This is a genomic window from Brevibacillus sp. HB1.3, from assembly GCF_013186635.1.
GTDB classification, from domain to species: Bacteria; Bacillota; Bacilli; order Brevibacillales; family Brevibacillaceae; genus Brevibacillus; species Brevibacillus brevis_D.
The window spans coordinates 95,481-120,176 of sequence record NZ_JABMIT010000015.1; the positions used below are offsets into that span (position 1 = coordinate 95,481).

Sequence of the window (24,696 nt, forward strand, 5' to 3'; positions counted from 1 at the left end):
GAAAAAAGATGCTGATGAATCGGCGTCTTTTTTTGTGTGTGGATGAAGGAACGAATTTCTGACATCACATATCTTTTGGCTGTACCAGAAGAATATTATCACTTGAAATGAGAATGATAATCGTTTACATTATAGATGGGACGTTTTACCAGTTATGTCAGTCGCAATGCTTGAATAAAAAATTGGATCAAGCAAGAGGAGAGGTAACATGTTCGTAGTCAAGCATATCGCAGAGCATGCAACGATGCAGAGCTTTCTCAATTGTTATCTCCGAGAAACAGGTAGGGGCGAGTGGATCAATCGAAAAGACGAGATTACCAAAAAGCTAACGAAAATCATACAGCCGACCTCAACGGGTACGTACCTTCATTGCGAACTCCCGCATCAGGGGATTTCCCTCTATGTCAGTGTCAAATATCGTTCCGTGACAGGTAGGCATTTGTTTCATTATCCAGCTTGCTACCGGAGTGGTGACAGTACTCGTTTCGTTCAGGCGGACTATTTGACATTAGCGGTTCTATTGATTAAAGAACTAACGCTTCAGCATGGGGAAAATGCAGTTCCGGATGAATTAGTCTTGCGGATGATTCAAAGCTGCCAAAGCATTGAGAAATTTGTTCGGACACGCCAAAGTAATGCCGAGATGTTATATGGCGTGGAACAAAGCTTCATCGAAGCAGAGCAGGCGCTTTTGTTCGGTCACTTGTTTCATCCAACCCCGAAGAGTCAGCAAGGAATTCCTGAGGCCAAGCAAGCGTTGTATGCACCGGAGTGTTGCGGGAAGTTTCAACTCCACTTGTTTGCTGCCCATCCGTCGATTGTTCATGAAAAATCTGGGCAAAAAGAATCCGCTACGCAATTACTGAAGGATGAGTTTCCTTCGATAGCTGATGTTGATCCATCATTTTCAATCGTCCCGATTCATCCGCTTCAAGCAGAATGGTTGCTCGATCAGGTAGCTGTACAATCCTTAATCGAGAAAGGATTGCTGCTATACCTGGGGCCAGCAGGTGAGGAGTATATGGCGACATCATCTCTTCGAACGGTTTATCATCCTGAGAAGAAATACATGCTCAAGCTGTCCGTCCCAATCAAAGTTACGAATTCTTTACGGGTCAACAAGTTAAGTGAGATGGAGATTGGTTTAGAGGCGAAGCAACTTTTTGAAACAGGGATCGGTGAAGTGAGTCGCAAGTATCCGGGCTTTGGCTTTATCTCTGATCCGGCTTACATCACGATCTTGTTGGAGCATGAGGGAGAAACGGGATTTGAAGTAATCCTGCGTGATAATCCCTTTATGGGGAGGAATGGAGAACAAGTCACGCAAATCGCGGCACTCGTGCAAGATCCACTTCCTGGTTACAAGAGTCGGTTGGCCACGATCATCCACCATCTGGCACAAAAGGAAGGCAAAGCACCGGAAGTAGTTAGTCTGGAATGGTTTAAGCGGTATGTAGACATTTCATTGAAACCAATGGTATGGCTCTATCTAAAATACGGAATCGGCTTGGAAGCTCATCAACAGAATAGTGTAGTCATGCTTAAAGACGGATACCCCGATCAGTTCTTTTATCGAGATAATCAAGGCTACTATTTCTCAGAATCGATGCAAGAGGTATTAGAGGCAGAATTGCCTGGGGTTGGCAAGGCGAGTAGGAACATTTACAAAGACCATCTTGTCGATGAACGAATCACCTATTATATGATTTTCAACCATATGTTTGGACTTATTAATGGATTTGGAACGGAAGGTTTAATTGACGAACAAATTTTATTAGCAGAGATGCATGAGGTTTTGACCGAGTTTTTACCTATGAATCGAGAGGCGTCGAAGTTTCTAGAGAATCTACTTACGCGCGAACAGCTTCCGTGCAAGGCGAATTTGCTCACGCGCTTCTATGATTTGGATGAATTAACCCAACCGGAAGAGAGATCATCTGTTTTTGTTTACATAGATAATCCTTTAGCAAAGGTAAAGCAGGCCGAAAAGGCAAGGCTGCATGCTTTTGGATAGCTTACTGCATCTAGCTTGAAGAGACTTGGAGGATAAGGTATGGAGTTAACAATACAAGATTTCTCGATTGAAGAGGCACTTCACTCGAAACAGTACGTGCAGGTGAGAAGAAGGGTGTTTCGACAATGCATCGAGTCTTTGTTCTATGAGGGAATTGTGATTCCTGAGACCATCCAAGAGGGTGACGAGACGATTTATACCCTACATGGGCTTGATGAGGGAGATCTGCCTGTTCGCTATCGTTGCCGGGGGCGGAAAAGTGCTAGTTTTGGGCTGGTACGTTTAGGGAAGGATCCCGTTACTCGTGTTGCTTTCGATCAAAGCGGAGTCGCACAGCAAGAATCAGAAGCGATATCCCTCACTCGTTTTTTAGTGGAAGTCTTCCGAATGAATACGGTAGATGAACAAAGACTGAAGCTATTTGCGAATGATCTGGAGCAAACGTTGTTAAAGGATACATTGGCTCAATACTATCGGGTGCAACATGATATTCGGATGCAGGGCAAATCATACGATGAGCTGGAAGGGGATCTGATGGACGGTCACCCTTACCACCCTAGCTATAAATCACGTGTTGGATTTACCTACGTAGATCATTTTGCCTATGGTCCTGAATTTAAGCAGGAAGTTCATTTTCTATGGCTAGCGATACATAAGCAATATTCTCAAGTGTCCATTGATCAAGGGAAAAATTTCGATGACCTTCTTTTGGATGAATTAGGTCGAGACCAAAAAGAAGCCTTTCAACAAATCATCGTCCATCATGGATGCGATCCTGATCAGTATGCCTTCGTACCTGTCCATCCTTGGCAGTGGCGTAATCATATCGTGCCTGGATTCCTGGACGATATCCATCGCAAAGAGATCATTGTGCTAGGCGTAGGCGCTGATAGTCATCGTCCACAACAATCCATTCGCACCTTTGCTAACAAAAGTAATCCGCATAAACCGTATCTAAAACTCTCGATCAACGTGGTGAATACCTCAGCGGCACGTCATCTCACCCCGCACTCACTGGCAAGTGCACCGATTGTTTCGAGGTGGCTCAAGGGGATTACGGACGCAGATGCGTATTTACGAGACGTGCAAAAGGTGATCATGCTCCAGGAGTTTGCGGCAGTGGCATATGATCCTCCCCCTGCTTCTGAACTGGTGGAAATGGTTACATTCGGAGTGATTGGGTGCATGTGGAGAGAAAGTCTCGTCCCTCATCTCGAAGCGGGAGAAGATGCGGTTCCTTATAACGCATTAGCGGCAGTAGAGGTGGATGAGGTGCCGTTCATTGATCGCTGGATTCGTGAGCAAGGGCTAGAGAATTGGCTTGTGCGATTATTGGAAAGCAGTGTATTGCCAGTCGTTCATATTCTAGTGAAACACGGAATTGCCATGGAAACCCACGCACAGAATATGATCCTGGTGCATCGGGATGGTGTTCCTACTCGGGTAGCATTGAAGGATTTTCATGAAGATTTGATTTTTTGCCAACCGTTCTTAAGTGAGCCGGACAAATGCCCGAATTTCGCGGAAGTGCATGAATATTACGCAACGAAGCCCGACGATGTGATGTTTCACATGAATGAAACTTCAACCGTCAGAGACCTGACATTGGAGACTTTATTTCTGATCAATCTGGGGCAACTCGCACGGCTATTGGAAGAACATTACGGATATGCCGAAGAGCGCTTCTGGGAGATGGCCGTTCAGGTATTGGAGGGGCACCAACAACGATTCCCGGAATTGGCGGAGCGATTTACGCGATTTGATCTGTTTGTTCCAAGCGTGCAAGTAGAGAAATTGACCAAGAAAAAGCTATATACAACGAACGAGAAGTATCATTTACATGAAGTTCCCAATCCTTTGTTCGAGGCAAGGAAAAGGCTTCATTCCATGGCTGTGGGAGGTTACTAGCATGTTTATTGTGAATCAAAATGAGATTTCTGTGTATGAAATGGAGAGACATAAGCAAGGGTTCGAAAGCATGGATCATTTTCGGCAGCCAGAAGGAAAGAGGTATGCAGTCTGCTTGGCTGACCCACTTGACGTGATTAGTCTTGTTCGATATTTACGTGAGCATAATGGCTCGGTGTTGTTAATTCATGGGGAAACCCCGATGGAAACAGCCTATCAAATGGCAGTGAAGGCAAGATGTTATGGGCTTGTCTATCAAGAGACGAAGCACTTCTTGACCATCACGGATAAACAACAGAGCGAAAAACCATCGCTTTATCAATATAGCTCAGGTACGACGGGGGACGCGAAGCTCATCGGAAGAAGCTGGGAGGATATCCAAACAGAAATTCATGCCTACAACCAGTTGTTTCAGGGAGAGGAAGCATTAACCCCAATCGTGCTGGCATCTGTGACACATTCGTATGGATTGATATGTGGAGTTTTGGCAGCTTTGGAGCGGGGGAGTAAGCCGTCGATTGTGACGCACAAAAATCCGAAGTTTGCTTTGCAAGTGATTCAAGATACTCCCCAACATATTGTGTATGGTCTGCCAGTCTTTTATCACATCTTATCTAGCTTTACGCGAGAGCAGGTACGCTTTCACCGGTTAATGACATCAGGAGCTCCCATGCCAGAAGGCTTGTTTCTCAAGCTGCAAGGCATGAGCGATATCTTGATGCAACAATATGGATGCTCTGAGGCGGGATGCGTCAGTATGAGTAAACAGATGCGGACGCATACAGATCTGGGAGTTCCTCTTTCCCATGTAACAATGACTACAGGCGAAAATGAAGAACAACCCGGTGAAATTAAGATTTGGAATGGACAGAACGAAATAGCGACGCAGGATTTAGGTTTCTGGACAGAAGAAGGACATATTCAATTTGTATCAAGGATGGATGATGTGATAAACGTTTCTGGCTTGAAGGTATTTCCTTTAGAGGTCGAGGACGTCATTTTGAAAATGAGTGGGATAAAAGAAGTGGTCGTGTATCGTGGACATCATCCGGTCATGGGAGAGATTGTGAAGGCGCAGGTTATTGCAGAGGGAGGAGCTACGCCTGAACAAATCAGGAAATGGTGCCAGGATCGTTTGCCAGGCTATAAAGTCCCATTTGAAATCCAATGCGTGACGAGCATTCCTAAAACAGCTACAGGAAAAATCAGCCGTCGATTAGTAGAAACGGAGACGATCAGCAAATGACACGATCAGAAAGAATCGAGCAAATCCATACGATCATGACCGAAAAATTAAAAATATCGCATATTCAAACGCTAGAGGAGTCCATGCGATTGAATGAAGATCTACATATTGATTCGATTATGCTATTGCAACTGATTGTGTATATCGAAGAAGATTTGCGCTTGGTAGTTCCTGCTCATGAGTTAGATCCACGAATCTTTCAAACGGTTGGATCGCTCCTTACTTTTGTTGAACAGCTAGAACCGCAGCATGTATCGAATTAGCGCCTATACAAACAGCGAGTGGGGGATACAGAATGGTTAAGGTTCATTGCATTATTTCTTGCCTATGCGAAGTGATTAAGCGACGCACAAAGATTGATTATCGTCCCTATTATTTTGGCATATGGGATGCCGAGTACTCCATTACAGATCAAGGTGTGGTCACCTATTACATTGATAACCATGAGGAGATTATCAAGGGCTTTGAGCGACTTTTCCGAGCGAAAGTAACAGAATGGTATGATCATTCCCAAGATAAAGCCGCCAATCTGGACATGTTCTTGGAGCTAATTGATAAGCGTACCGAGGATCAGTTTGTCCTTGTTCAGATAGACATGTCGCTGGTTCCAGAACGAGATAATAAATTTGCGTTGAAGCCATTCCCGCATTTTTTGATGATTTCAAAAACGGAGAATGAAGATGAGTGGTTTATGTTTGACCCGGATTTTCGTTGGGAGGGCAATGTGAAGAAGGAGACGGTGATCAAAGCCTTCTTGGAAAATCCGTTTGGTGGCGGCTTTATGGTGGATGCCAGTGAAATTAAGGAACCAACCTATGAAATGATCCACGACTATTTCTACGACGCACTCAAGCGTGATCATAACCCGTTTACCCTTGAGCTGAAGCAATTGATTACAGACATGGCAGAAGGACGCAATGGATACAACTTGGACATGTTGCTTGCGGCAGTGACTCAGGTGAAAGTGATTGCGATCCGCAAATACAGCTACGAGTATGCATTTCTCTATCTGCAAGATTACCTGCAATACCATCGTGATGAGTTTTTGCGCATTGCGTACAAAGTGGAGGACATCTACCAAGGGTTTACGACAGCTCAGTACTTGTCTGTCAAAATGGCGATGACCAAGAATATGGCGTTGTTGCCTCCGATTATCGAGGCGCTTGAAGAGATTGATCTGATCGAGCTTGAAGTGAAAAAAGAGTTGGAACGTCAATTTGTTCTGTGGACCCAAATGGATAAAAGTCTCGTCACTGTCGACGAACAAGGGTGGAGGTAAAGATCATATGAAACTCTCATTGTGCACAATTACTTTTCGCCACCAGTTGATTTCGTTTGCACAGCTTGTTCAGTTTGCTCATCGTCATCATTTTGATGGAATCGAGTTATGGGGAACTCACGCCCAGCATCTGTACGATCATGATCGAGTAGAGATGGAGGAACAGGTAAGGCTGGTCAGGGATCAAGGCATGAGTATCTCCATGCTTAGCGATTATCTGGATATTGCTACTTCATCTGGATTTCAGCGTACATTGGAAAAAGCAAAAAGACTCATTTCACTGGCGAATCTGTTACATGTGAAGCAAATCAGGACGTTTGCTGGACAGAAGGCAAGTCAAGAAGTAGGGCCAGAAGAGCGTGCACGCTATGTGCATCATCTTCAAATCTTATGTAAGATGTGTCAAGAGCACGGGATTCAGCTTTTGGTCGAAACACATCCGAACACGCTTACAGATTCGCTGAGTTCTACACTTGCTTTGTTGCAGGAAGTCAATCATCCTGCACTAAAAGTGAATCTTGATTTTCTTCATGTCTGGGAATCCGGCGCTGATCCGATCGATGCGTACGAGCAATTGAGACCGTGGGTAGCTCATTATCATTTGAAAAATATTTCTTCCTCGAATCATTTACCGGTATTCGCTCCGCATAATGTATATGCCCCTAACGGCGATCGTGAGGGAATGGTACTGCTCGGTGAAGGTGTTGTAGATTATGGACCTATTTTAGAAAAGATTGCGGATACGGATTATTTTGCATCGATTGAATGGTTTGGTCAGAGTCCGCAGCGTGTATTAGCGGAAGAGGTAGAGTGGCTGCGGAAGGCAATGATGGTTCGTGCGTAAGTAAAAAAAGGTCGGAGGCGCAGGGGTGCTTCCGATCTTTTTTTCGTGTAAAAGGAAACCAAGTGCTTCCAGTGAGCGTCTACGTATTGATTACTTATTCGGGAGGACCCTTGATGAAAAAACACCTATTGCTCTCATGCTTGCTGATTTCCTTGCTGGGCATCCTTGTCCCTGGACAAATCAATGCTTCTGCTCCTGCGAAGGCAGACCCTCGCAAGCCAGAGCCAGTCGTCATCTATCAAGTAACGGTAGATGGAAAAGTGACAAAAACCGTGACAAACATGCCTTTGATTCATCGAGCGAGCATGTCGCCATCGGGTAGGTTTGTATACGGGGAGCGAATCGGATACGGAAAAGCAGACCGAACCATACCGTACCTATACGATATGCAAACCAAAAAGATGACGCAGCTATCCGGCTATGGCAAATGGTCGCCGAAACAGGACTCGCTCTACGTTCGTGAAAATGGCGGTATCGTGAAGCTCAGTCTGCCAGACGGCAAAAAAACGGTACTCGTCCCGGCAGCAGCTCAGTATCCTGTCCTTGATTTTTCCGTTTCACCGGATGAACAGTACATGGCGTTCACCCGGATGGACATGCTCTCTTCCAATACCAAAGGAAGCGGCCATTTGTACTTGCAACACCTGCCAACACTCAAAATGAAAAAGAATGACCAATATGAATGGCCGAGTGGAACAGAAGAAGAAAGGTATTACTGGGTGCCGAATTCGAAAAAGCTGTTTTACAAAACGCAAACCGCATACAAGGAGTTAGACTTACCGACTGGCCTGAAATATGACCATAGCATGACGACATTCCCTTCTTACTCCAGCGATATGAAGTACCGTTATATGCGAACCAATACAGAGGAATACATGCTGGATTTGCAGACAGGGAAAAAGGTCAATTTGAAGGATTCCGTGTTCACTGAGAGCTACCTGGACAAGATTGTTTGGTCGCCAGCAGGGCATCAGATGGCAGTAGAACAGCACGCTCGTACTTCCAATTCTCAAGACTCGTATATGTACATGCAATCATGCAAAGAAGTCGCGAAATGCGGCTATCCATTCGGTTCTCCTGACAAGGGAATGCCTGGCTATTACGACTTAAGTGACAATCAGCGCATCATTGGCTGGGCAAAGGATGGGAAGTCGTACTATGTAGCTGATCTCGCATCGATCCACTATAGCGATTTTTCGCCTGAAAAGTTGGGGCCTTTCAACAATGTCGTTGAACTGCGATGATTGCTCAATCGTAATCCGTCAAAACGGAAGGGGTGCAAGGATGCTCACACATGTATACATGATCCGCCACGCAGAATCAATGTACGTTCAGGATCAAGAGAAAACGCGCGGATTGTCTCAAAAGGGGTGGCAAGATGCGCAATGTGTAGCAGAAATCTTGCAAGCGGAACAAATTGACGTGTTCGTCTCCAGCCCTTATGCAAGAGCCATCCAGACAATTGAAACTGCGGCGAAGCAAGCGAATCGGGAAATCAAGCTGGATCCGGATTTTCGCGAGCGCGAATTAGGTGCTTGGGTAGAGTGCTTTGAGCATTTTGTACAGGCTGTAGAGTATGTATTTGCAAACCGTAAGTTTGCTTTCGCAGGGGGAGAATCGAATGCGGTAGCGGGGGAAAGGGGACTCGCTGCCTTTCAGGAAGTTTTGGATCACCATCGAGGCAAAAAAGTCGCGATTGGCATCCATGGAAACATCATGACGATCATCATGAATCACTACGATCCATTGTACGATTTCTCCTTTTGGAAAAAGATCTCGATGCCCGATATTTATCAACTAAGCTTTGAGGAAGATCAATTGATTCAGGTAGAACGTCTGTGGAATGACAAGGACAAGCACTAACAAAGAAGCCGTCTCCCGTATGATACAGGAGGCGGCTTTCTTTCTATTATTCGTGACCTTCCAGATCAGTGATAAGCGTCCATAATGACATACCTTTCGAAGCCTTGAACAAAAAGGCATGTTTTTCATCCCGTAGCGGCAGTAGAGCAGCCATTGCCTCTGCTTTGGTCGCAAAGTGCAGCTTTTTCCCCGAATAAGCATCATGGAGATGGCGTGAATCCTCACCGATTGTCACGAGCAGCTCGAAGCGCTCGGCGATGTCTTGAATCGAGGCTCCGACGCCCGCGTGCATAGCCCTGCTACCTGGTCCAAGCTCGTACATGTCACCTAACACGACGATTCTTGCGCGCTCAGGGTACAGCTCGGCAAATGTCCGTACGGCAGCCTCCATGGAGACGGGGCTGGCATTGTACGCATCACTGATATACACAGTACCGTGTTTCCCGTTTATTTGCTCAAACCGCATGGCGGAGAGCTGAACCGTGGACAAGGCGTAAGCGATTTGCTCCGTATCCATTCCGAGCCTCTTGGCAATCGCGACAGCAGGCAGTGCATTCAGGACACTATGGCGGCCGTGGAGCGGAAGGAATGCCTCGAAATGCTCTCCGGAGGCAAAGCACACTTTGAAGCGGGTCCCACCTTCAACCGTTTCGAGTTGCTCTGCCCAAATATCCGCTTTCTCATTAACAGAGTAGTACATGAGTTCACCCGGATACAGATGGGCTATCAACCGTAGATACTCCGAATCCTTATTGAGCAGCACAAGCCCATCAAGAGCGGTATGAGGAAGCAGTTCCGCCTTAGCGAGAGCGATTTTTTCACGCGTGCCAAAATACTCAATATGGGACTCTCCAATAAATGTAATCACACTAATATCAGGCTGGACCAGCGAAGCGAGCAGATCAATTTCCCCGGCGTGGTTCATCCCGAGCTCCAGTACAGCAGCTTGATGTTTTTCTTCCATCTGCAATAACGACAAAGGTACACCGATGTGGTTGTTAAAGTTTTTATATGTCTTGTATACAGGCGAACGGCTCGCAAGTACGTGTGCCACGATGTCCTTCACGGTTGTTTTCCCGATACTTCCGGTAATGGCGATGCGAGGGAACGAAAAGCTTTTCCGATAAGCGGCAGCCAGCTTTTGAAAGCCACGCAGAGTATCATTAACGAGAATTAACCCAAAATCATTTGGCAAGTCCGCAGGAATCTTCTCCTGATTCGAAACGAGAGCAGCTACGGCTCCTTGCTCAGCTGCTTGTAACAAAAAATCATGTCCATCCCGTGCGCCGCCTGTCAGCGCTACAAACAAAGATCCCGCAGTCAGCTCGCGGGTATCAAAGTGAACGGATGACAAGGCAAGCCCTGGGGAACCAGCGATCAAAATCCCTTCTGCGTTGATTGCTGCCTGATCCAGTGCAATTGGTTTCATCTGCACGAACTCCTTTTTCTTGTTATCCTGTTTCAACCTCGAAGTCATGCTACCATGCGTTAGGTAGCGCCGCAAGACAAAAGTGAGGGAATATGATACGATCAATTCTTACATACATAACTATCCACATACATGAGGAAGAAAGGAGTCTCCCATGGAAAAAAGTATTTTTACCAAAATCATGGATGGTGAAATTCCTGCTCGTATCGAGTATGAGGACGAGCACGTCATTGTCATCCACGATATTGCACCAAAAGCACGCGTTCACTTGTTGATCATCCCGCGTAAGCCAATTCCGACGCTAATGGATGTAAGCGCCGAGGACCTGCCGTTGATCGGGCATATCCACCATGTAGCACAGCTTCTTGCGAAAAAGCTGGAGCTGCCAGGATTTCGCTTGATTAACAACTGCGGCAAAGAGGGTGGGCAAGAGGTTTTCCACATCCATTATCACCTGTTGTCCGGTTTTTACGAATAAAATTGAACTAAAGGTTGACCTTCTTTAGTCAATTATCCTATAATGAAGTGTGACAGTCTGTTCGTACGTTCGACTCAGGCGTCCCACGGTTTTAGCGGAGGGAGGGAAGACAAATGGCAGAAATTCGAGTCAAGAAAAACGAGTCTTTGGATAGCGCACTTCGCCGCTTCAAGCGTGAAAGCGCAAAATCCGGGGTGATGGCGGAACTGCGTAAACGTCGCCACTTTGAGAAGCCTAGCATTAAGCGCAAGAAGAAATCCGAAGCAGCTCGCAAACGCAAGTTTTAATTGACGGAGGGCTCATCATGAGTGTAATGGAGCGACTCGATCAAGATATGAAGCAAGCAATGAAGGACAGAGCTGCTCTAAAACTCTCTGTTATTCGCATGGTGAAAGCCGCATTAAAGAACGAAGAGATTAACAAGGGCAGACTTTTGTCTGAAGACGAAGTGCTGACCATCTTGACTCGTGAGTTAAAACAACGCCGTGAATCCCTCCACGAATTTGAGAAGGCAGGCCGCGTGGAACTTGCCTCGAAAACGCGCGAAGAGATCGACGTGCTCTCCGCTTACTTACCCGCTCAGCTTAGCGAAGACGAAATTCGTGATATCGTTCGGGAAGGTATCGCAGCTACCAATGCCTCCTCCAAAAAGGAGATGGGCAAAGTGATGGGTGCGATCATGCCGAAAGTGAAAGGCAGAGCAGACGGAAACCTCGTGCAAAAGATTGTATCTGAGGAACTACCATCGTAGAAGCGAGTAACACCTCATATAGATACGAACAGAAAAACTCAACCTGTAAAGGTTGGGTTTTTCTTTTTTCCAAATGTGAAAGAAATATGAAACGATTGCCACCCTCTTTCGTATACCTTATTGCACACAAGTTGAAGCTGATAGAAGGAAAGGAGGTACATGCAATGAGTGCAACAAGGCTAGTAAAAAGCCGCGTGCGATTGCTTTTTTCTCTTCTTTGCCTGATTATGGGTATGACGATGCTTCTTGCTCCTGCGTCCACAACAGCCAAGACCTATCAAAAAGCAGTCTGGATTCCAGTAGATAGCACGATCGAGCGAGGGCTGGAGAGCTTTTTACACAGAGCATTTGCTGACGCACAGCAGCAACAGGCAGATCTTGTTATCTTGCATATCAATACGCCAGGTGGAGAAGTGAACGCTGCCGACCAGATTGGTCAGTTGATCCGTCAGGCTCCCATGCATGTGATAGCCTACATTGATAACCAGGCTTTTTCAGCGGGAACTTACATCGCCCTGAATGCAAATGAAATTATTATGACTCCGGGTAGTAGCATGGGGGCAGCCACACCGATTGACTTGGCAGGAAATGCAGCAGATATCAAGTTCATTTCCGGTTGGAGTAATAAAATGAAGGCGGCAGCTGAGCTGAATAATCGCAATCCTGACGTTGCTCGCGCGATGGTGGAAATCGATACAGAATTCCCGGGATTAAAGCCAAAAGGCACGGTGCTTTCTCTCGATGCCCAACAAGCGAAGCGGTTGGGTTATGCGGATGATGTGGTGTCTAATAAGGAAGAACTGCTCAAAAAGCTTGGCATTCAGCCAGATTCCCTTCAGGCGATTGAGCCAACCGGTGGCGAGCTGGTAGCGAGATGGGTGACGAGTCCCATTGTGATGAGTCTTTTGCTCATCATTGGATTGGGTGGAATTGTAGTCGAACTGTTTGCTCCTGGCTTTGGTGTTGCGGGGACGATCTCGCTCTTCGCGTTTAGTCTGTATTTCTTCGGGCATTATGTAGCAGGATTTGCCAACTGGTTGCACATCGGACTGTTTGTCGTCGGAATCTTACTGATGCTTCTGGAAATTTTTCTTCCGGGCGGCATTGTCGGTGCGATTGGCTTCCTGAGCATTGTGACAGGTCTTGTAATGGCAGCCTACGATACGAAGCAAGGGCTCGCATCCCTGGGTGTAGCCGCTTTGGTCACGGTAATTGTAGCATTCATGTTAGTGAAGAAATACGGAGTTAAAGGTCTATTTAACAAGTTTGTCTTGGGTGAGACGCAAAGCAATGAAGAAGGTTATGTAGCTCCGCGCGATCAGCGTGAGCTGGAAGGAAAATCAGGCATCGCCCTAACACCATTACGCCCGGCAGGGGTCGTCAAGGTGGAGGGAAAACGTGTGGATGCCGTATCGGTTGGTGGGTTCATTGAAGCAGGTACCGCCATCACCGTTGTGCAAGTAGAAGGCACGCGTATCGTCGTTGCCGAACTAGAACAAAAGGAGTGAGCTTTTCATGTTTGAAGGCGGTTTGATTCCCCTTATTTTTATGGTGGCAGTAGCCATTGTTGTACTTTCCGTTTTCTTCTCGTTCGTACCAGTCATGCTCTGGATTTCTGCGCTGGCTTCCGGTGTGAATATCGGGATTGTTACCCTCGTCGCTATGCGCTTGCGTCGCGTCGTACCATCTCGTATCGTGAATCCGTTGATTAAAGCGCGTAAAGCGGGCTTGCAGCTGGATACAAACCAATTGGAGAGCCATTATCTCGCTGGCGGTAACGTAGACCGTGTAGTAGATGCGCTCGTAGCAGCACAACGCGCAGATATCCCACTTGGGTTCGAACGAGCTGCAGCCATTGATCTGGCTGGTCGTGATGTATTGGAAGCGGTACAAATGAGCGTTAACCCGAAAGTGATTGAAACACCTGTGGTTGCAGCTATGGCAAAAGACGGTATCGAGCTGCGCACTCGTGCAAAAGTAACGGTTCGTGCCAACATTGATCGATTGGTCGGTGGTGCTGGTGAAGAAACCATCATCGCTCGTGTTGGAGAGGGGATCGTATCGACAATTGGTTCGTCAAAAGGACATAAGGACGTATTGGAAAATCCGGATCTGATCTCCAAAACGGTATTGAACAAAGGTCTAGATGCCGGAACTGCTTTTGAAATTCTCTCGATTGATATTGCGGACGTGGATGTAGGGAAGAACATCGGGGCACAATTGCAAACCGACCAAGCAGAAGCAGATAAACGTATTGCCCAAGCGAAAGCGGAAGAGCGTCGTGCCATGGCGGTAGCTCAAGAGCAAGAAATGATCGCGCGCGTACAAGAAATGAAGGCAAAAGTAGTAGAAGCAGAAGCACAAGTACCACTCGCTTTGTCCGAAGCATTGAAAAGCGGCAAAATGGGCGTAATGGATTATTACAACATGCAAAACATTGCTGCTGATACACAAATGCGTCAATCTTTTGGGCATGCAGGTGACAAACAAGATCCTGCTATACCAGACGAGAAAGAATAAGGGCGATTGCCATGGAAGATCTTATGGATCTCGTCGTAGATTTACTGGATTTAGTCGAGTGGATCATCCCGCTCATTGGCAAGTTCTGGTTTGTCATCCTTGGTTACTTAGGATATAAAGCTCTTGGCAAAACAGGAAAGAAGAAGATGTCTCAAGGCAAGAAAATGCCTCCGCTTACCCCGGCAAGCACGTCGGAAATCCCGATGGAAACGGAAGAGTACGGCAGAGAGACGGTGCGAGCATCCTCTAAATACGAGCCGCTTCAGCAAGAATCGATGGAAGGGATTGGGGTCGAGCAGGAATGGGCATTTTCCAGTCCAGCTCGTGCTTCGACGGGTCCGACCATCACAGTGAAGGAATCGGAAACGAAGAAGGTCGCTGATTCGGAACGAGCGAGTACTCTCACAGCGAAACACGGCAATCCGCGTGATGGGATGAAATGGGCACTCATTTTTGGAGAGCCGCGCTCTAAAGCTCCGTACGCCCAGCAGGTTCGGCAAAGAAAGATTTGATAATAGCAGCAAGTCAAACAGGTGAGCCTCGGTTCGCCTGTTTTTCTTTTTCTTGATACGCAATGTTTTTATGTCGAAATATCTCGAACAACTTGTCTTGTTTCTCGTATCCCGGTTGACTATCCTGAATGTAAAGAAAATTCTTCCGAATAGAAGAAGGAGTAGAGGTCAAGCGATGAATCAACAAATTTTCGAACAAATGGGGCGGTTTCGCCAAAAAGTGATTCGGCTTGCCATCTTCGAAAAGAAATCAGTGTATGAAACAGCGATCGCGTGCGGTTGTTCAGCTGAGAAAGTAAAACGAGTCATGAAAAAATGGAAGGCGCTTACACAAGAAAAAGAACGGGTTTCTGTTGCAAAAGAAAGCAAATAATCAATGGATTTTGTTACATGTATTTCACAAAGGGAGTTCTCACCTGCTTGCCAAATTGCGAGCGATGAGGGCTCCTTTTTTGTGACCGTTTTTGATGAATGCCACTTTATACTCGCGCATACGCATAGATAAGAATGGTTTTGCACCTGCAAACAGTTGAGGTCATCATATTCGCCAATATATAGAACGAGAAGGGGGGCTAATCCATGAAGCGTTGGAGCCGCCGTCTGCGCCAGCTGGCCGGAGGGGTGTTGGATCTGCCGCAAGATGTAGTCCTGGAAGTCCCGCGCATCACGATGATCGGCCATTTGCAAATGTATATAGAAAATCATCGAGGAGTCTTGCATTTTAGCGAAAAAGAGCTTCGCCTGTTGTTGACGAACGGTCAAATGATTGTTTCAGGTGAACAGCTTGTCATCCGAGCGATTTTACCTGAGGAGGTTCTCTTAGAAGGCAGAATCGGTGGCGTGAAATTTTTGGAGACGGGACCACAGAGCTCGTAATCTTTGTTGAGGTAGGGGGCGGCACGTATGAGGTATGGAATCAAGGAGTGGGTGGATGGACATGTAACCATTACCGTTCGGGGAAAACGGTTTGAGCGGATGCTAAATATGGCTGTACGGGATGGAATTCGAATCTGGAATATTCGCAGGGTAGGAGAAGAGGTGACTCGCTGCGATATTTTGATTCGGGATTATTTTCGTTTGCGACCGCTTTTAAAAGAGACAGGCTGTCGCAGTCACGTCGAGGCAAGAGATGGGCTACCTTTCTGGCTGCTGCGTATACGTAGACGATCTGGACTGGCGATTGGGGCTGCTCTTTTTTTCATCGGATTGTACATGCTCTCCTCTTTTGTTTGGAGTGTGGAAGTGAGTGGGACGAAAATGGTTGATCCGCGACGAGTGATTCAAGCCGCCGAACAAGTGGGGATTAAAGAAGGGGCATGGAAGGTCAAACTAAAAGAACCGTTGGTTTTGCAAAAAGAGCTGTTGAGTCTTCTGCCTGAAGCGTCCTGGGTTGGAATTGAGATTCAAGGAACCAAGGTCATGCTTCAAGTGGTTGAAAAAGAGGCTCCCGTAAAGCCGCTTGCAACAGGTCCGCGTCATCTTGTAGCGAAAAAGAGGGCTGTCGTCCATAAAATTCTCCCGGAGGTTGGTCGCAGTCAGGTTGTGAGCAATCAATTGGTAGAAAAAGGTCAAGTGCTTATTTCCGGAATCATCGGCAATGACGACCGTCAACAAGCCGTTTCAGCACGGGGCAAGGTGCAAGGGGAAGTGTGGTATATAAGCAACACATCTGTCCCGCTAAAACAAACGATGCACCGTTTGACGGGAGAAAAGCTGCAGCATCAATACCTGCTCGTAGGCCCCTATGCGGTATACGTGTGGCCCTTTGAAAAACAGTCCTTTGCACAAGCCGAAATGGCAGAACAACGGTTTCTGCCCTCGTATGCAGGATATACCTCACCACTTGGCTGGAAGACAGTAACGTTCGCGCAAACAGAACCCGTTCAAACAGAAATGAGCGTAGAGGAAGCGACGGAGCTGGCTAAAAAATTCGCCAGAGAGGATATCTTGAAAAAAGCTGGAAAAGATGCGTTCATTCAGGACGAAAAAGTTTTGCACGTCACAACAGAGAATGGTAAAGTTTACGTAAGCATTCATTTTTCCGTCATTGAAGATATTGCCATTGAACAGCCTTTCGTTGGGCAGTGAGGGATGGCAAGTAAATGACGCATTGCTGATTACCGTTGCAAGGAGATGGAAGCCTGTTGCACGTACAAGATGAGGTAAGAATCCCGTTTTCAGACGCATCTGAGGCCTTGCTGTTGTTCGGACCACATGACGCGTACCTAACACTGATCGAGCAAAGAAGTTCCGCCAAAATCATGACCCGAGAAGGCGAACTGGTTATTAGCGGGGATAAGCCGGAAGTGGACAAACTGACAGCGTTGATTGAAATTCTGCTGCAGTTGATTCGCAGAGGGATTGCCCTGTCCGAGAGAGACATCTCTTATGCGATGTCGTTGATTGAACGGGGAGAAGGTGCCCAACTACTCGATGTGTATGATGAAGAAGTCGCTCGTACCCAACGTGGCAAAGTAATCAGGGCAAAGACTTTGGGCCAGCGTCATTACTTGTCTGCGATCAAGAAGCATGACATTGTGTTTGGAATTGGACCAGCTGGTACCGGAAAAACGTATTTGGCTGTTGTCACAGCAGTAAATGCGTTGAAAAATGCGCGTGTCAAACGGATCGTTCTTACCAGACCGGCCGTAGAAGCGGGGGAGAGCCTCGGGTTTTTGCCAGGAGATTTGCAGGAAAAAGTAGACCCTTACCTGCGTCCGCTCTATGATGCCTTGTACGACATGCTGGGCAATGAACAAGTCGCCAAAATGATGGAACGCGGACTTATTGAGGTTGCTCCTTTGGCGTACATGCGTGGTCGTACGCTCGAAGATTCCTTCGTTATTTTGGATGAAGCCCAGAACACGACTCCCGAGCAAATGAAAATGTTTTTGACCAGGCTTGGCTTTGGTTCGAAAATGGTCATTACGGGTGATGTGACCCAGGTGGATTTGCCAAAAGGCAAGAAATCCGGATTGCGTGAAGCACAGCGCATTTTAAGTCCGATTTCCGATGTAGCCTTTATTCATTTCCAAGAGGGAGACGTCGTTCGTCACAGTCTGGTACAAAAAATCATCGCTGCTTATGCCAAGGAAGAAGTAGAACACGGCTATTAATAAATGGCGTCACAAAAAGGAGATCGTTTACCTGTGTTATCTGTAGAAATCCTTCATGAAGAAATCGAACCGATCGATGAGAATTTGCAAAACCTGCTTGTCCGTTGTCTGGAAGCAGCGGCAAAGCTGGAAGAGGTACAAGGAGAAGTGGTTGTCACGCTGGTGAACAACGAGCGCATCCACGAGCTAAATCGCGACTATCGTGGCGTTGATCGGCCTACGGATGTTCTGTCCTTTGCGATGAACGAGCCGGGTGAAGGGGAAATGGAAATCTTCATCGATGAGGATGAGGCCAGCGAGTTTCCGAATATGCTTGGAGATATCATCATCTCGGTGCCAAAAGCACATGAGCAGGCCGAAGACTATGGTCATTCATTCGAACGCGAACTCGGATTTCTCACGGTTCATGGTTTTCTTCACCTTCTGGGCTATGATCATGGGACCCCAGAAGAAGAGAAGGAAATGTTTTCACGTCAAGAAAAGGTACTGGAAGAAATCGGCTTGACGAGGTAGGAGATTACGTTGAAGGAATGGCGACGATTGACTCGCAGCTTCGCCTACGCTCTGCAAGGAATTTCCTATACCGTACGGACACAGCGAAACATGCAAATCCACGTAGCCGCAGCGATTGTGGTGCTAGCGGCAGCGTGGTGGCTGCAGATACCCCGCAGCGATGTTTTGCTGGTCCTTTTTTCTATCGGTCTGGTCTTTTCCCTTGAGTTGGTAAATACTTCGATCGAAGCAGTCGTTGATTTAGCTTCCCCGGAATGGCACGCCAAGGCGAAGATTGCCAAAGATGTGGCAGCAGGAGCTGTGCTTGTGGCGGCGATTCTGTCTTTTATCATCGGAGTCATCGTATTTGGACAGCCACTGTTGCAAAAAGTGTGGGGATAGTTTTTACTAGTGATACCGGACGGGTCATTCCAGTTGACCTTTCAGTCTGGTTTCTTCGTGTCTCTTTGGACAGATTCTGTTGTGAAATGATGTTAAAGACCAATCATATGAGGAATGATGAGAATGGATAAACAAGCATTATTAGCGCAAGCAATCGAAGCCAGAAAGCTCGCTTATGTACCGTACTCCAAGTTTCAGGTAGGAGCAGCTCTTTTGGCTGATAGTGGCAAGGTTTATTTGGGCGGCAATATTGAAAATGCAGCATACTCCCTGTGTAACTGCGCAGAGCGTACGGCTATTTTTAAAGCGTATTCGGAAGGCGATCGGACTTACAAGGCATTAGCTGTCGCTGCCGATACCCCGCAAGCTGTATCACCGTGCGGGGCTTGCCGACAAGTCATCGCGGAGCTGTGCCCGCCGGACATGCCTGTATTCTTGACGAATCTCAAAGGCGACATTTTGGAAACGACAGTATCTGCCCTGCTTCCAGGCGCATTCACCAAGGAGGATTTACGTGGATAATCGCAAGACCAAGCAATCGTTTAAATCTGGCTTTGTCTCCATTGTAGGACGCCCAAATGTTGGAAAATCAACACTGTTGAATCATATTGTGGGACATAAAATTGCCATCATGTCGAATAAGCCCCAAACAACACGCAACAAAATTACGGCGGTGCATACGACCGAAGAGGGGCAAATTATTTTCTTGGATACACCGGGGATTCACAAGCCTCAATCCAAACTAGGAAACTACATGGTTTCGGTTGCCGAAAATACATTGAACGAAGTAGACCTCGTTTTATTTGTTGTCGATGCAACAGAAAAACGCGGAGCCGGGGACGACTACATCATCGAGCGGTTGAAGCAGGTCAAAACGCCAGTATTTTTGGTCATCAACAAAATTGACAAAGTACACCCGGAAGCATTGTTGCCAATTATTGACGATTACCGCAAATTGTATGATTTCAAGCAGATTGTTCCGATCTCTGCTCTGGAAGGTAACAATACAGGATCATTGCAGCAGGCTATTTTGGGTGAAATGGAAGAAGGCCCGATGTATTACCCTGCTGACCAGGTGACAGACCATCCGGAACGCTTTGTAGCAGCTGAATTGATTCGGGAAAAAGTCCTGCATTTGACGAGAGAAGAAGTACCTCACTCCATTGCTGTCGTCATTGAAGAAATGAAGCGTGGCGAAAATGGCAAGACACTTTACATTTACGCGGCCATTTATGTAGAGCGGGATTCCCAGCGCGGTATTTTGATCGGGCAAAAAGGTCAGATGCTCAAAGAAATTGGTCAACGCGCGCGCAAGGATATCGAGCGACTGATGGGGGACCAAGTATTTTTGGAGCTCTGGATCAAAGTGAAAAAGGATTGGCGCAACCAAGATCGGATGCTGCGTAACTTCGGTTTCTACGACGAGCAATAATATTCCCAACGCGATGTGTTAATTTTTCCAAGGCATAGAATAACGGGCAAAGGTGATTCTAAGAAGGAAGTGGATAGACCCGATATAGGAAAGGATGATGCTCCTTGCTTCGTGACTTTTCTTGGAGAGTTTTCGCTTCAACCGGTGACATCCATGCTTACCTTCTCTACCGTGATCACCATCAAACAGATGTTTCCAGCGAGGAGACCTCGTTTGATCTCGCCCAGGAAGAATTGGGTGACACACAGGCATGCTTGTAAAATGGGAAGGGATTGTCATTCGCAGTGTGGACTATGGCGAGTCCAGTAAAGTGGTGACAATGTTTACCCGGGAGAACGGCAAATTAGGCGTGATGGCCCGTGGTGCCAAAAAGACCAAAAGCCGTCTTGCCGCCGTCTCCCAGTTGTTTTCGCATAGTTATTATCTATGCAAGGCAGGACCCGGTACGGGAATGCCTGATCTCTCTCAGGGAGATATGCTGGATTCGTTCCGGGATATGCGGCAAAGCCTGACTGCTACGGCTTATGCCGCATACATAGCAGAACTTTTGGATCGACTGACACAAGAAAGGGAGCCGAATCCCTATTTGTTTCAGCTACTTCTTCATACGTTCCGCCATTTGGATGAAGGACGAGATGCTGAGATTCTGTGTCGGATTTTTGAGACCAAGATGCTCATTGTAGCGGGGATCTCCCCGCAGCTCACAGCGTGTGCAAACTGTGGCGAACAGCGCGAACCCTATGCGATCAGTGTGGGACAGGGCGGCTTGTTGTGCCCAGTTTGCCTGCCTTCCGATCCGTATGCGATGGCAGTTACACCCTCGACCTGGAAGCTGCTACGGCTGTTCCAGGTATTTGATTTGGAACGGCTTGGTGACATTGAAGTAAAACCGGCTACACGCAACCAGCTCAAGCATGTACTGCGGAGCTTCATGGACGAGTATCTGGATCTCAGGCTGAAAAGTCGGTCATTTTTGGAGCAACTGGAGCGTATGGAAAGAATGACGCAATCAGATCAGGACTAATTGACATACGAATTTGTTTTCGTTATGATAAGAACCAAACTTGTATACCGTATGTTGCCATGAAGGAAAAGAGTAGTCGGCCACTGGCTGTGAGTAGCGAATCGGGGATAGTGAAAGCCCGGTCACCATGCTGATGAAGGGCGTTCTGGAGCAATTTGATTGTAAGGTGGGCGAAGAAGTCATTCGCCAAGTAGGGTGGAACCGCGAGAATCCTCTCGTCCCTACACTGTCGCATCAGGCAGTGTAGAGGCGGGAGGTTTTTTTAGTTTCGACTTAAAGCCAAGTTCTAAGTTCTACGAAGTTTAGAGGAGGATCAAGCATGAAAATGACATTTCAAGACATCATTTTGACGCTGCAAAACTTTTGGGCAAAGCAAAACTGCCTCATTGTCCAGCCATATGACGTTGAAAAAGGGGCGGGTACGCTAAACCCGATGACCTTCCTTCGTTCCATTGGACCTGAGCCGTGGAATGTAGCATATGTGGAGCCTTCCCGTCGCCCGGCAGACGGACGATATGGGGAAAACCCAAACCGTTTGTATCAGCATCACCAGTTCCAAGTAATCATGAAGCCATCGCCGGATAATATTCAGGAGCTGTACCTGGAGAGCTTGCGCGAACTCGGGATCGAGCCACTGGAGCATGATATCCGATTTGTTGAAGACAACTGGGAGCACCCAGGGCTTGGCGCTTGGGGCTTAGGTTGGGAAGTTTGGCTGGACGGAATGGAGATCACACAGTTCACGTACTTCCAGCAAGTGGGCGGTCTGGAATGTAAACCAGTGGCAGTCGAGCTGACTTACGGACTGGAGCGTTTGGCTTCCTATATTCAGGAAAAAGAAAATGTGTTCGATCTGGAATGGTGCAACGGGTATACGTACGGAGATGTATTCCTGCAACCAGAATACGAGCATTCCAAATACACATTCGAGCTGTCTGATGTCGACATGCTGTTCTCTCTCTACAATACGTATGAGGCAGAAGCAAAGAGACTGATGGCGGAGCGACTGGTTTACCCGGCTTATGACTACGTACTGAAATGCTCCCACACCTTCAACTTGCTAGATGCCCGTGGAGCCATCAGTGTGACGGAGCGTACAGGCTACATCGCTCGTGTACGTAATCTGTCTCGTGAAGTAGCACAAACCTACTATAAAGAGCGTGAGCGCCTCGGTTTCCCGCTTTTGCAAAAAGGCAACGCAGACGCTGCGGATCAAGTGAATCAGGTGAAGGGAGAGGATACAAATGAGTAAGCGCGATCTACTTGTAGAGGTTGGTTTGGAAGAAATGCCTGCTCGTTTTGTCGCACAGACAGCGGCACAATTCAAGGAAAAAGTAGAAAAGTGGCTGACTGCTGAACGTGTGCCGTTTGATCAAATTACGGCATTAGAGTCACCTCGTCGCTTTGCCCTGTTGATCAGCGGACTTGCTGAAAAGCAGCCTGACCGCAATGAGGAAGCGAAAGGCCCTGCACGCAAAATCGCACAAGATGAAGCAGGGAACTGGTCCAAGGCAGCACTCGGATTTGCACGAAGCAACAATGTTGAGCCTGACCAACTGTATTATAAAGAAGTAAACGGGATCGAGTATGTTCATGCTCGCAAATCCGAAGCGGGAAAACCAACTACCGAGCTTTTGCCGCAACTGGCTGAAGTAATCACCGGCATGAGCTTCCCGAAAAATATGCGCTGGGGCGCACGCGATTTGAAATACGTTCGTCCGATTCGTTGGCTTGTTGCTTTGTTCGGCGATGAATTGATCGATCTGGAGATTGCAGGTGTAAAAAGCGGACGCGTTTCTCGTGGCCACCGCTTCTTGGGAACAGAGGTTACCTTGAATCACCCAAGCGAATACGTGAGCAAGCTGGCTGAGCAATATGTCATGGTGAAGCCCGACGAGCGCAGAGCAGCCATTGTAGAACAAATTCATCGCTTGGAGAAAGAAAATGGCTGGACAATTCCAATGGACGAAGGACTTCTGGATGAGGTTGTTCATCTTGTGGAATATCCGACCGCTCTTTACGGTACCTTCGAGCAAGAGTTCCTGTCCATTCCACGCGAGGTTTTGGTTACCTCCATGCGTGAGCACCAGCGTTATTTCCCTGTTGAAAATGCACAGGGTCAATTGCTGAATCATTTTGTGACAGTACGTAACGGAGACAGCCGCGCTCTGGAAAACGTAGCGAAAGGGAATGAAAAAGTTCTTCGTGCACGCTTGTCTGACGCTCGTTTCTTCTACGTGGAGGACCAAAAGCTGTCCATTGAAAGCTGCCTGAAACGCTTGGAGACAATTGTTTACCATGAAGAGCTGGGAACAATCGGTGATAAAGTTCGCCGCGTACGCAAAACAGCTGCGCAAATAGCAAGCAAGCTGGGCGTGAGCGCGGAAGAAACCAAGCAAGTCGACCGCATTGCAGAAATCGCAAAATTCGACCTCGTGACCAACATGGTAGGGGAGTTCCCTGAACTGCAAGGGATCATGGGTGAAGATTACGCGCGTAAAGCGGGTGAGTCCGACGTCGTCGCAAGTGGCGTATTTGAGCATTACCTCCCGCGTTTTGCAGGAGACAAAATGCCTGCTTCGGCTCAAGGCGCGATCGTCAGTCTGGCTGACAAGATGGACACAATCGTAGGCTGCTTCTCGATCGGTATTGTGCCTACTGGCTCACAGGACCCGTATGGTCTGCGCCGTATGGCAGCGGGGATCGTTACAATTTTGGTGGAACGCGACTGGCAAATTTCTCTTGCCGATCTGTGGAATGCCGCGATGGAAGGCTATGTAGCGCAAGGCGTAAACAAAAGAGCCGCAGAAGACGTGAAAAAAGACCTCGTAGACTTCTTCGCACTCCGACTGAAAAATGTTTTGCAGGATCATGGCGTTCGTTACGATGTCATCGACGCCGTTCTTGCTGCCGACCTGACATTGGTTCCAGAGGTGCTGGCAAAAGCAAAAGCACTGATGGGGGCAGTACAAACAGAAGAATTCAAGCTGATTGTGGAGCAGTTTAACCGGGTGAACAATCTGGCGCAAAAAGCGGAAGCAGACCAAGTCAGCGAAGCTTTGTTCGCAGAAGATGTGGAGCGGGCCTTGTATCAGGCATTCCAAGCTGTTCAGAAGGATGTGGAGGGTCTGAAAGATCAAGAGAAGGTGCTCGCAACCTTGTCAACCTTACGTCAGCCGATCAACGCATTCTTTGATAAAGTCATGGTCATGGCTGAAGATCAGGCTGTTCGTGCGAATCGTCTTGGACTTCTCTTGCAGCTTTCTCGTGTGCTTTATCGCTACGCAGATTTTTCCAAAGTTGTTTTCGCTTAAACAAAATAACACTGGTGCCTTCGTCTGAAAAACAGGCGGGGGCACCTTTTTTCCCCGTGAAAGAAGGAATAT

General features: G+C 47.3%; 27 protein-coding genes. 26 read left to right on the forward strand and 1 reads right to left on the reverse strand.

Going from position 1 to position 24,696, the window contains the following annotated elements; translation table 11 throughout:
* The first annotated feature begins 208 nt into the window (after positions 1-208).
* From HPY31_RS26040 to HPY31_RS26075, 8 genes are all read left to right on the forward strand, one after another.
* The gene (locus HPY31_RS26040) at positions 209-2,014 is read left to right on the forward strand and encodes an IucA/IucC family protein (RefSeq protein ID WP_172143016.1); all 1,806 of its coding nucleotides are present in this window, start codon (positions 209-211) and stop codon (positions 2,012-2,014) included.
* Positions 2,015-2,053: 39 nt separating this feature from the next.
* Complete coding sequence (locus tag HPY31_RS26045; protein ID WP_172143017.1) at positions 2,054-3,922, forward strand: IucA/IucC family protein; 1,869 nt, start codon at positions 2,054-2,056, stop codon at positions 3,920-3,922.
* A 1-nt stretch (position 3,923) separates the two neighbouring features.
* The gene (locus HPY31_RS26050) at positions 3,924-5,168 is read left to right on the forward strand and encodes an AMP-binding protein (RefSeq protein ID WP_172143018.1); all 1,245 of its coding nucleotides are present in this window, start codon (positions 3,924-3,926) and stop codon (positions 5,166-5,168) included.
* Positions 5,165-5,431, forward strand: coding sequence for a petrobactin biosynthesis protein AsbD (gene asbD, locus HPY31_RS26055; RefSeq protein ID WP_172143019.1), 267 nt, complete (start codon positions 5,165-5,167; stop codon positions 5,429-5,431). Before HPY31_RS26050 ends, asbD begins: the two co-directional genes overlap by 4 nt.
* 32 nt (positions 5,432-5,463) lie before the next feature.
* Positions 5,464-6,447 (forward strand): DUF6005 family protein, encoded by a 984-nt coding sequence (locus tag HPY31_RS26060; protein ID WP_172143020.1) that lies wholly within the window; start codon positions 5,464-5,466, stop codon positions 6,445-6,447.
* 7 nt (positions 6,448-6,454) lie between these two features.
* Positions 6,455-7,291, forward strand: a complete 837-nt coding sequence (locus HPY31_RS26065) for a sugar phosphate isomerase/epimerase family protein (RefSeq protein ID WP_172143021.1) — start codon at positions 6,455-6,457, stop codon at positions 7,289-7,291.
* Between the two features lie 113 nt (positions 7,292-7,404).
* The gene (locus HPY31_RS26070; protein ID WP_172143022.1) at positions 7,405-8,535 is read left to right on the forward strand and encodes a TolB family protein; all 1,131 of its coding nucleotides are present in this window, start codon (positions 7,405-7,407) and stop codon (positions 8,533-8,535) included.
* Positions 8,536-8,593: 58 nt separating this feature from the next.
* Positions 8,594-9,154 (forward strand): histidine phosphatase family protein, encoded by a 561-nt coding sequence (locus HPY31_RS26075; RefSeq protein ID WP_253901955.1) that lies wholly within the window; start codon positions 8,594-8,596, stop codon positions 9,152-9,154.
* A gap of 46 nt (positions 9,155-9,200) precedes the next feature.
* Here HPY31_RS26075 and HPY31_RS26080 read toward each other — a convergent pair whose 3' ends face one another.
* Complete coding sequence (locus tag HPY31_RS26080; RefSeq protein ID WP_172143024.1) at positions 9,201-10,583, reverse strand: UDP-N-acetylmuramoyl-tripeptide--D-alanyl-D-alanine ligase; 1,383 nt, start codon at positions 10,581-10,583, stop codon at positions 9,201-9,203.
* 154 nt (positions 10,584-10,737) lie between these two features.
* On the opposite strand from HPY31_RS26080, the gene HPY31_RS26085 reads away from it, so the two are divergent.
* The 18 genes from HPY31_RS26085 to glyS all read left to right on the forward strand — a co-directional run bounded on the left by HPY31_RS26085 (position 10,738) and on the right by glyS (position 24,624).
* Positions 10,738-11,061: a histidine triad nucleotide-binding protein gene (locus tag HPY31_RS26085; protein ID WP_012685763.1), complete on the forward strand. Its 324-nt coding sequence runs from the start codon at positions 10,738-10,740 to the stop codon at positions 11,059-11,061.
* A 113-nt stretch (positions 11,062-11,174) separates the two neighbouring features.
* Positions 11,175-11,348 (forward strand): 30S ribosomal protein S21, encoded by a 174-nt coding sequence (gene rpsU, locus HPY31_RS26090; protein WP_007727630.1) that lies wholly within the window; start codon positions 11,175-11,177, stop codon positions 11,346-11,348.
* Between the two features lie 17 nt (positions 11,349-11,365).
* Complete coding sequence (locus tag HPY31_RS26095) at positions 11,366-11,812, forward strand: GatB/YqeY domain-containing protein (RefSeq protein ID WP_007727628.1); 447 nt, start codon at positions 11,366-11,368, stop codon at positions 11,810-11,812.
* A 164-nt stretch (positions 11,813-11,976) separates the two neighbouring features.
* Positions 11,977-13,320: an NfeD family protein gene (locus HPY31_RS26100; protein WP_172143025.1), complete on the forward strand. Its 1,344-nt coding sequence runs from the start codon at positions 11,977-11,979 to the stop codon at positions 13,318-13,320.
* 7 nt (positions 13,321-13,327) lie between these two features.
* The gene (floA, locus tag HPY31_RS26105; protein ID WP_016742629.1) at positions 13,328-14,332 is read left to right on the forward strand and encodes a flotillin-like protein FloA; all 1,005 of its coding nucleotides are present in this window, start codon (positions 13,328-13,330) and stop codon (positions 14,330-14,332) included.
* A gap of 11 nt (positions 14,333-14,343) precedes the next feature.
* Complete coding sequence (locus HPY31_RS26110) at positions 14,344-14,844, forward strand: hypothetical protein (RefSeq protein ID WP_172143026.1); 501 nt, start codon at positions 14,344-14,346, stop codon at positions 14,842-14,844.
* Positions 14,845-15,019: 175 nt separating this feature from the next.
* Positions 15,020-15,217, forward strand: a complete 198-nt coding sequence (locus tag HPY31_RS26115; RefSeq protein ID WP_172143027.1) for a sigma-70 family RNA polymerase sigma factor — start codon at positions 15,020-15,022, stop codon at positions 15,215-15,217.
* A gap of 206 nt (positions 15,218-15,423) precedes the next feature.
* Complete coding sequence (gene yqfC, locus HPY31_RS26120; protein ID WP_007727617.1) at positions 15,424-15,720, forward strand: sporulation protein YqfC; 297 nt, start codon at positions 15,424-15,426, stop codon at positions 15,718-15,720.
* Between the two features lie 27 nt (positions 15,721-15,747).
* On the forward strand, positions 15,748-16,932 hold the full coding sequence (gene yqfD, locus HPY31_RS26125; RefSeq protein WP_172143028.1) for a sporulation protein YqfD: 1,185 nt from the start codon (positions 15,748-15,750) through the stop codon (positions 16,930-16,932).
* Between the two features lie 56 nt (positions 16,933-16,988).
* On the forward strand, positions 16,989-17,960 hold the full coding sequence (locus HPY31_RS26130; RefSeq protein ID WP_016742633.1) for a PhoH family protein: 972 nt from the start codon (positions 16,989-16,991) through the stop codon (positions 17,958-17,960).
* A 3-nt stretch (positions 17,961-17,963) separates the two neighbouring features.
* Positions 17,964-18,473, forward strand: a complete 510-nt coding sequence (ybeY, locus tag HPY31_RS26135; RefSeq protein ID WP_253901956.1) for an rRNA maturation RNase YbeY — start codon at positions 17,964-17,966, stop codon at positions 18,471-18,473.
* A 9-nt stretch (positions 18,474-18,482) separates the two neighbouring features.
* Entirely contained in the window at positions 18,483-18,854 is a 372-nt protein-coding gene (locus tag HPY31_RS26140) for a diacylglycerol kinase family protein (RefSeq protein ID WP_172143029.1), read from the forward strand.
* 123 nt (positions 18,855-18,977) lie between these two features.
* Positions 18,978-19,376 carry a cytidine deaminase gene (locus HPY31_RS26145; RefSeq protein WP_172143030.1) on the forward strand — a complete coding sequence of 133 codons (399 nt, stop codon included), beginning with the start codon at positions 18,978-18,980 and terminating at the stop codon, positions 19,374-19,376.
* Positions 19,369-20,286: a GTPase Era gene (gene era, locus HPY31_RS26150; RefSeq protein ID WP_016742636.1), complete on the forward strand. Its 918-nt coding sequence runs from the start codon at positions 19,369-19,371 to the stop codon at positions 20,284-20,286. Before HPY31_RS26145 ends, era begins: the two co-directional genes overlap by 8 nt.
* 104 nt (positions 20,287-20,390) lie before the next feature.
* Entirely contained in the window at positions 20,391-20,546 is a 156-nt protein-coding gene (locus HPY31_RS26155; RefSeq protein ID WP_012685773.1) for a YqzL family protein, read from the forward strand.
* A complete protein-coding gene (gene recO / locus HPY31_RS26160) occupies positions 20,537-21,310 on the forward strand; it encodes a DNA repair protein RecO (RefSeq protein WP_012685774.1) in 774 nt (257 codons plus the stop codon). Before HPY31_RS26155 ends, recO begins: the two co-directional genes overlap by 10 nt.
* 325 nt (positions 21,311-21,635) lie before the next feature.
* The gene (glyQ, locus tag HPY31_RS26165) at positions 21,636-22,562 is read left to right on the forward strand and encodes a glycine--tRNA ligase subunit alpha (protein WP_012685775.1); all 927 of its coding nucleotides are present in this window, start codon (positions 21,636-21,638) and stop codon (positions 22,560-22,562) included.
* On the forward strand, positions 22,555-24,624 hold the full coding sequence (glyS, locus tag HPY31_RS26170) for a glycine--tRNA ligase subunit beta (protein ID WP_172143031.1): 2,070 nt from the start codon (positions 22,555-22,557) through the stop codon (positions 24,622-24,624). Before glyQ ends, glyS begins: the two co-directional genes overlap by 8 nt.
* The last annotated feature ends 72 nt before the right edge of the window (positions 24,625-24,696 follow it).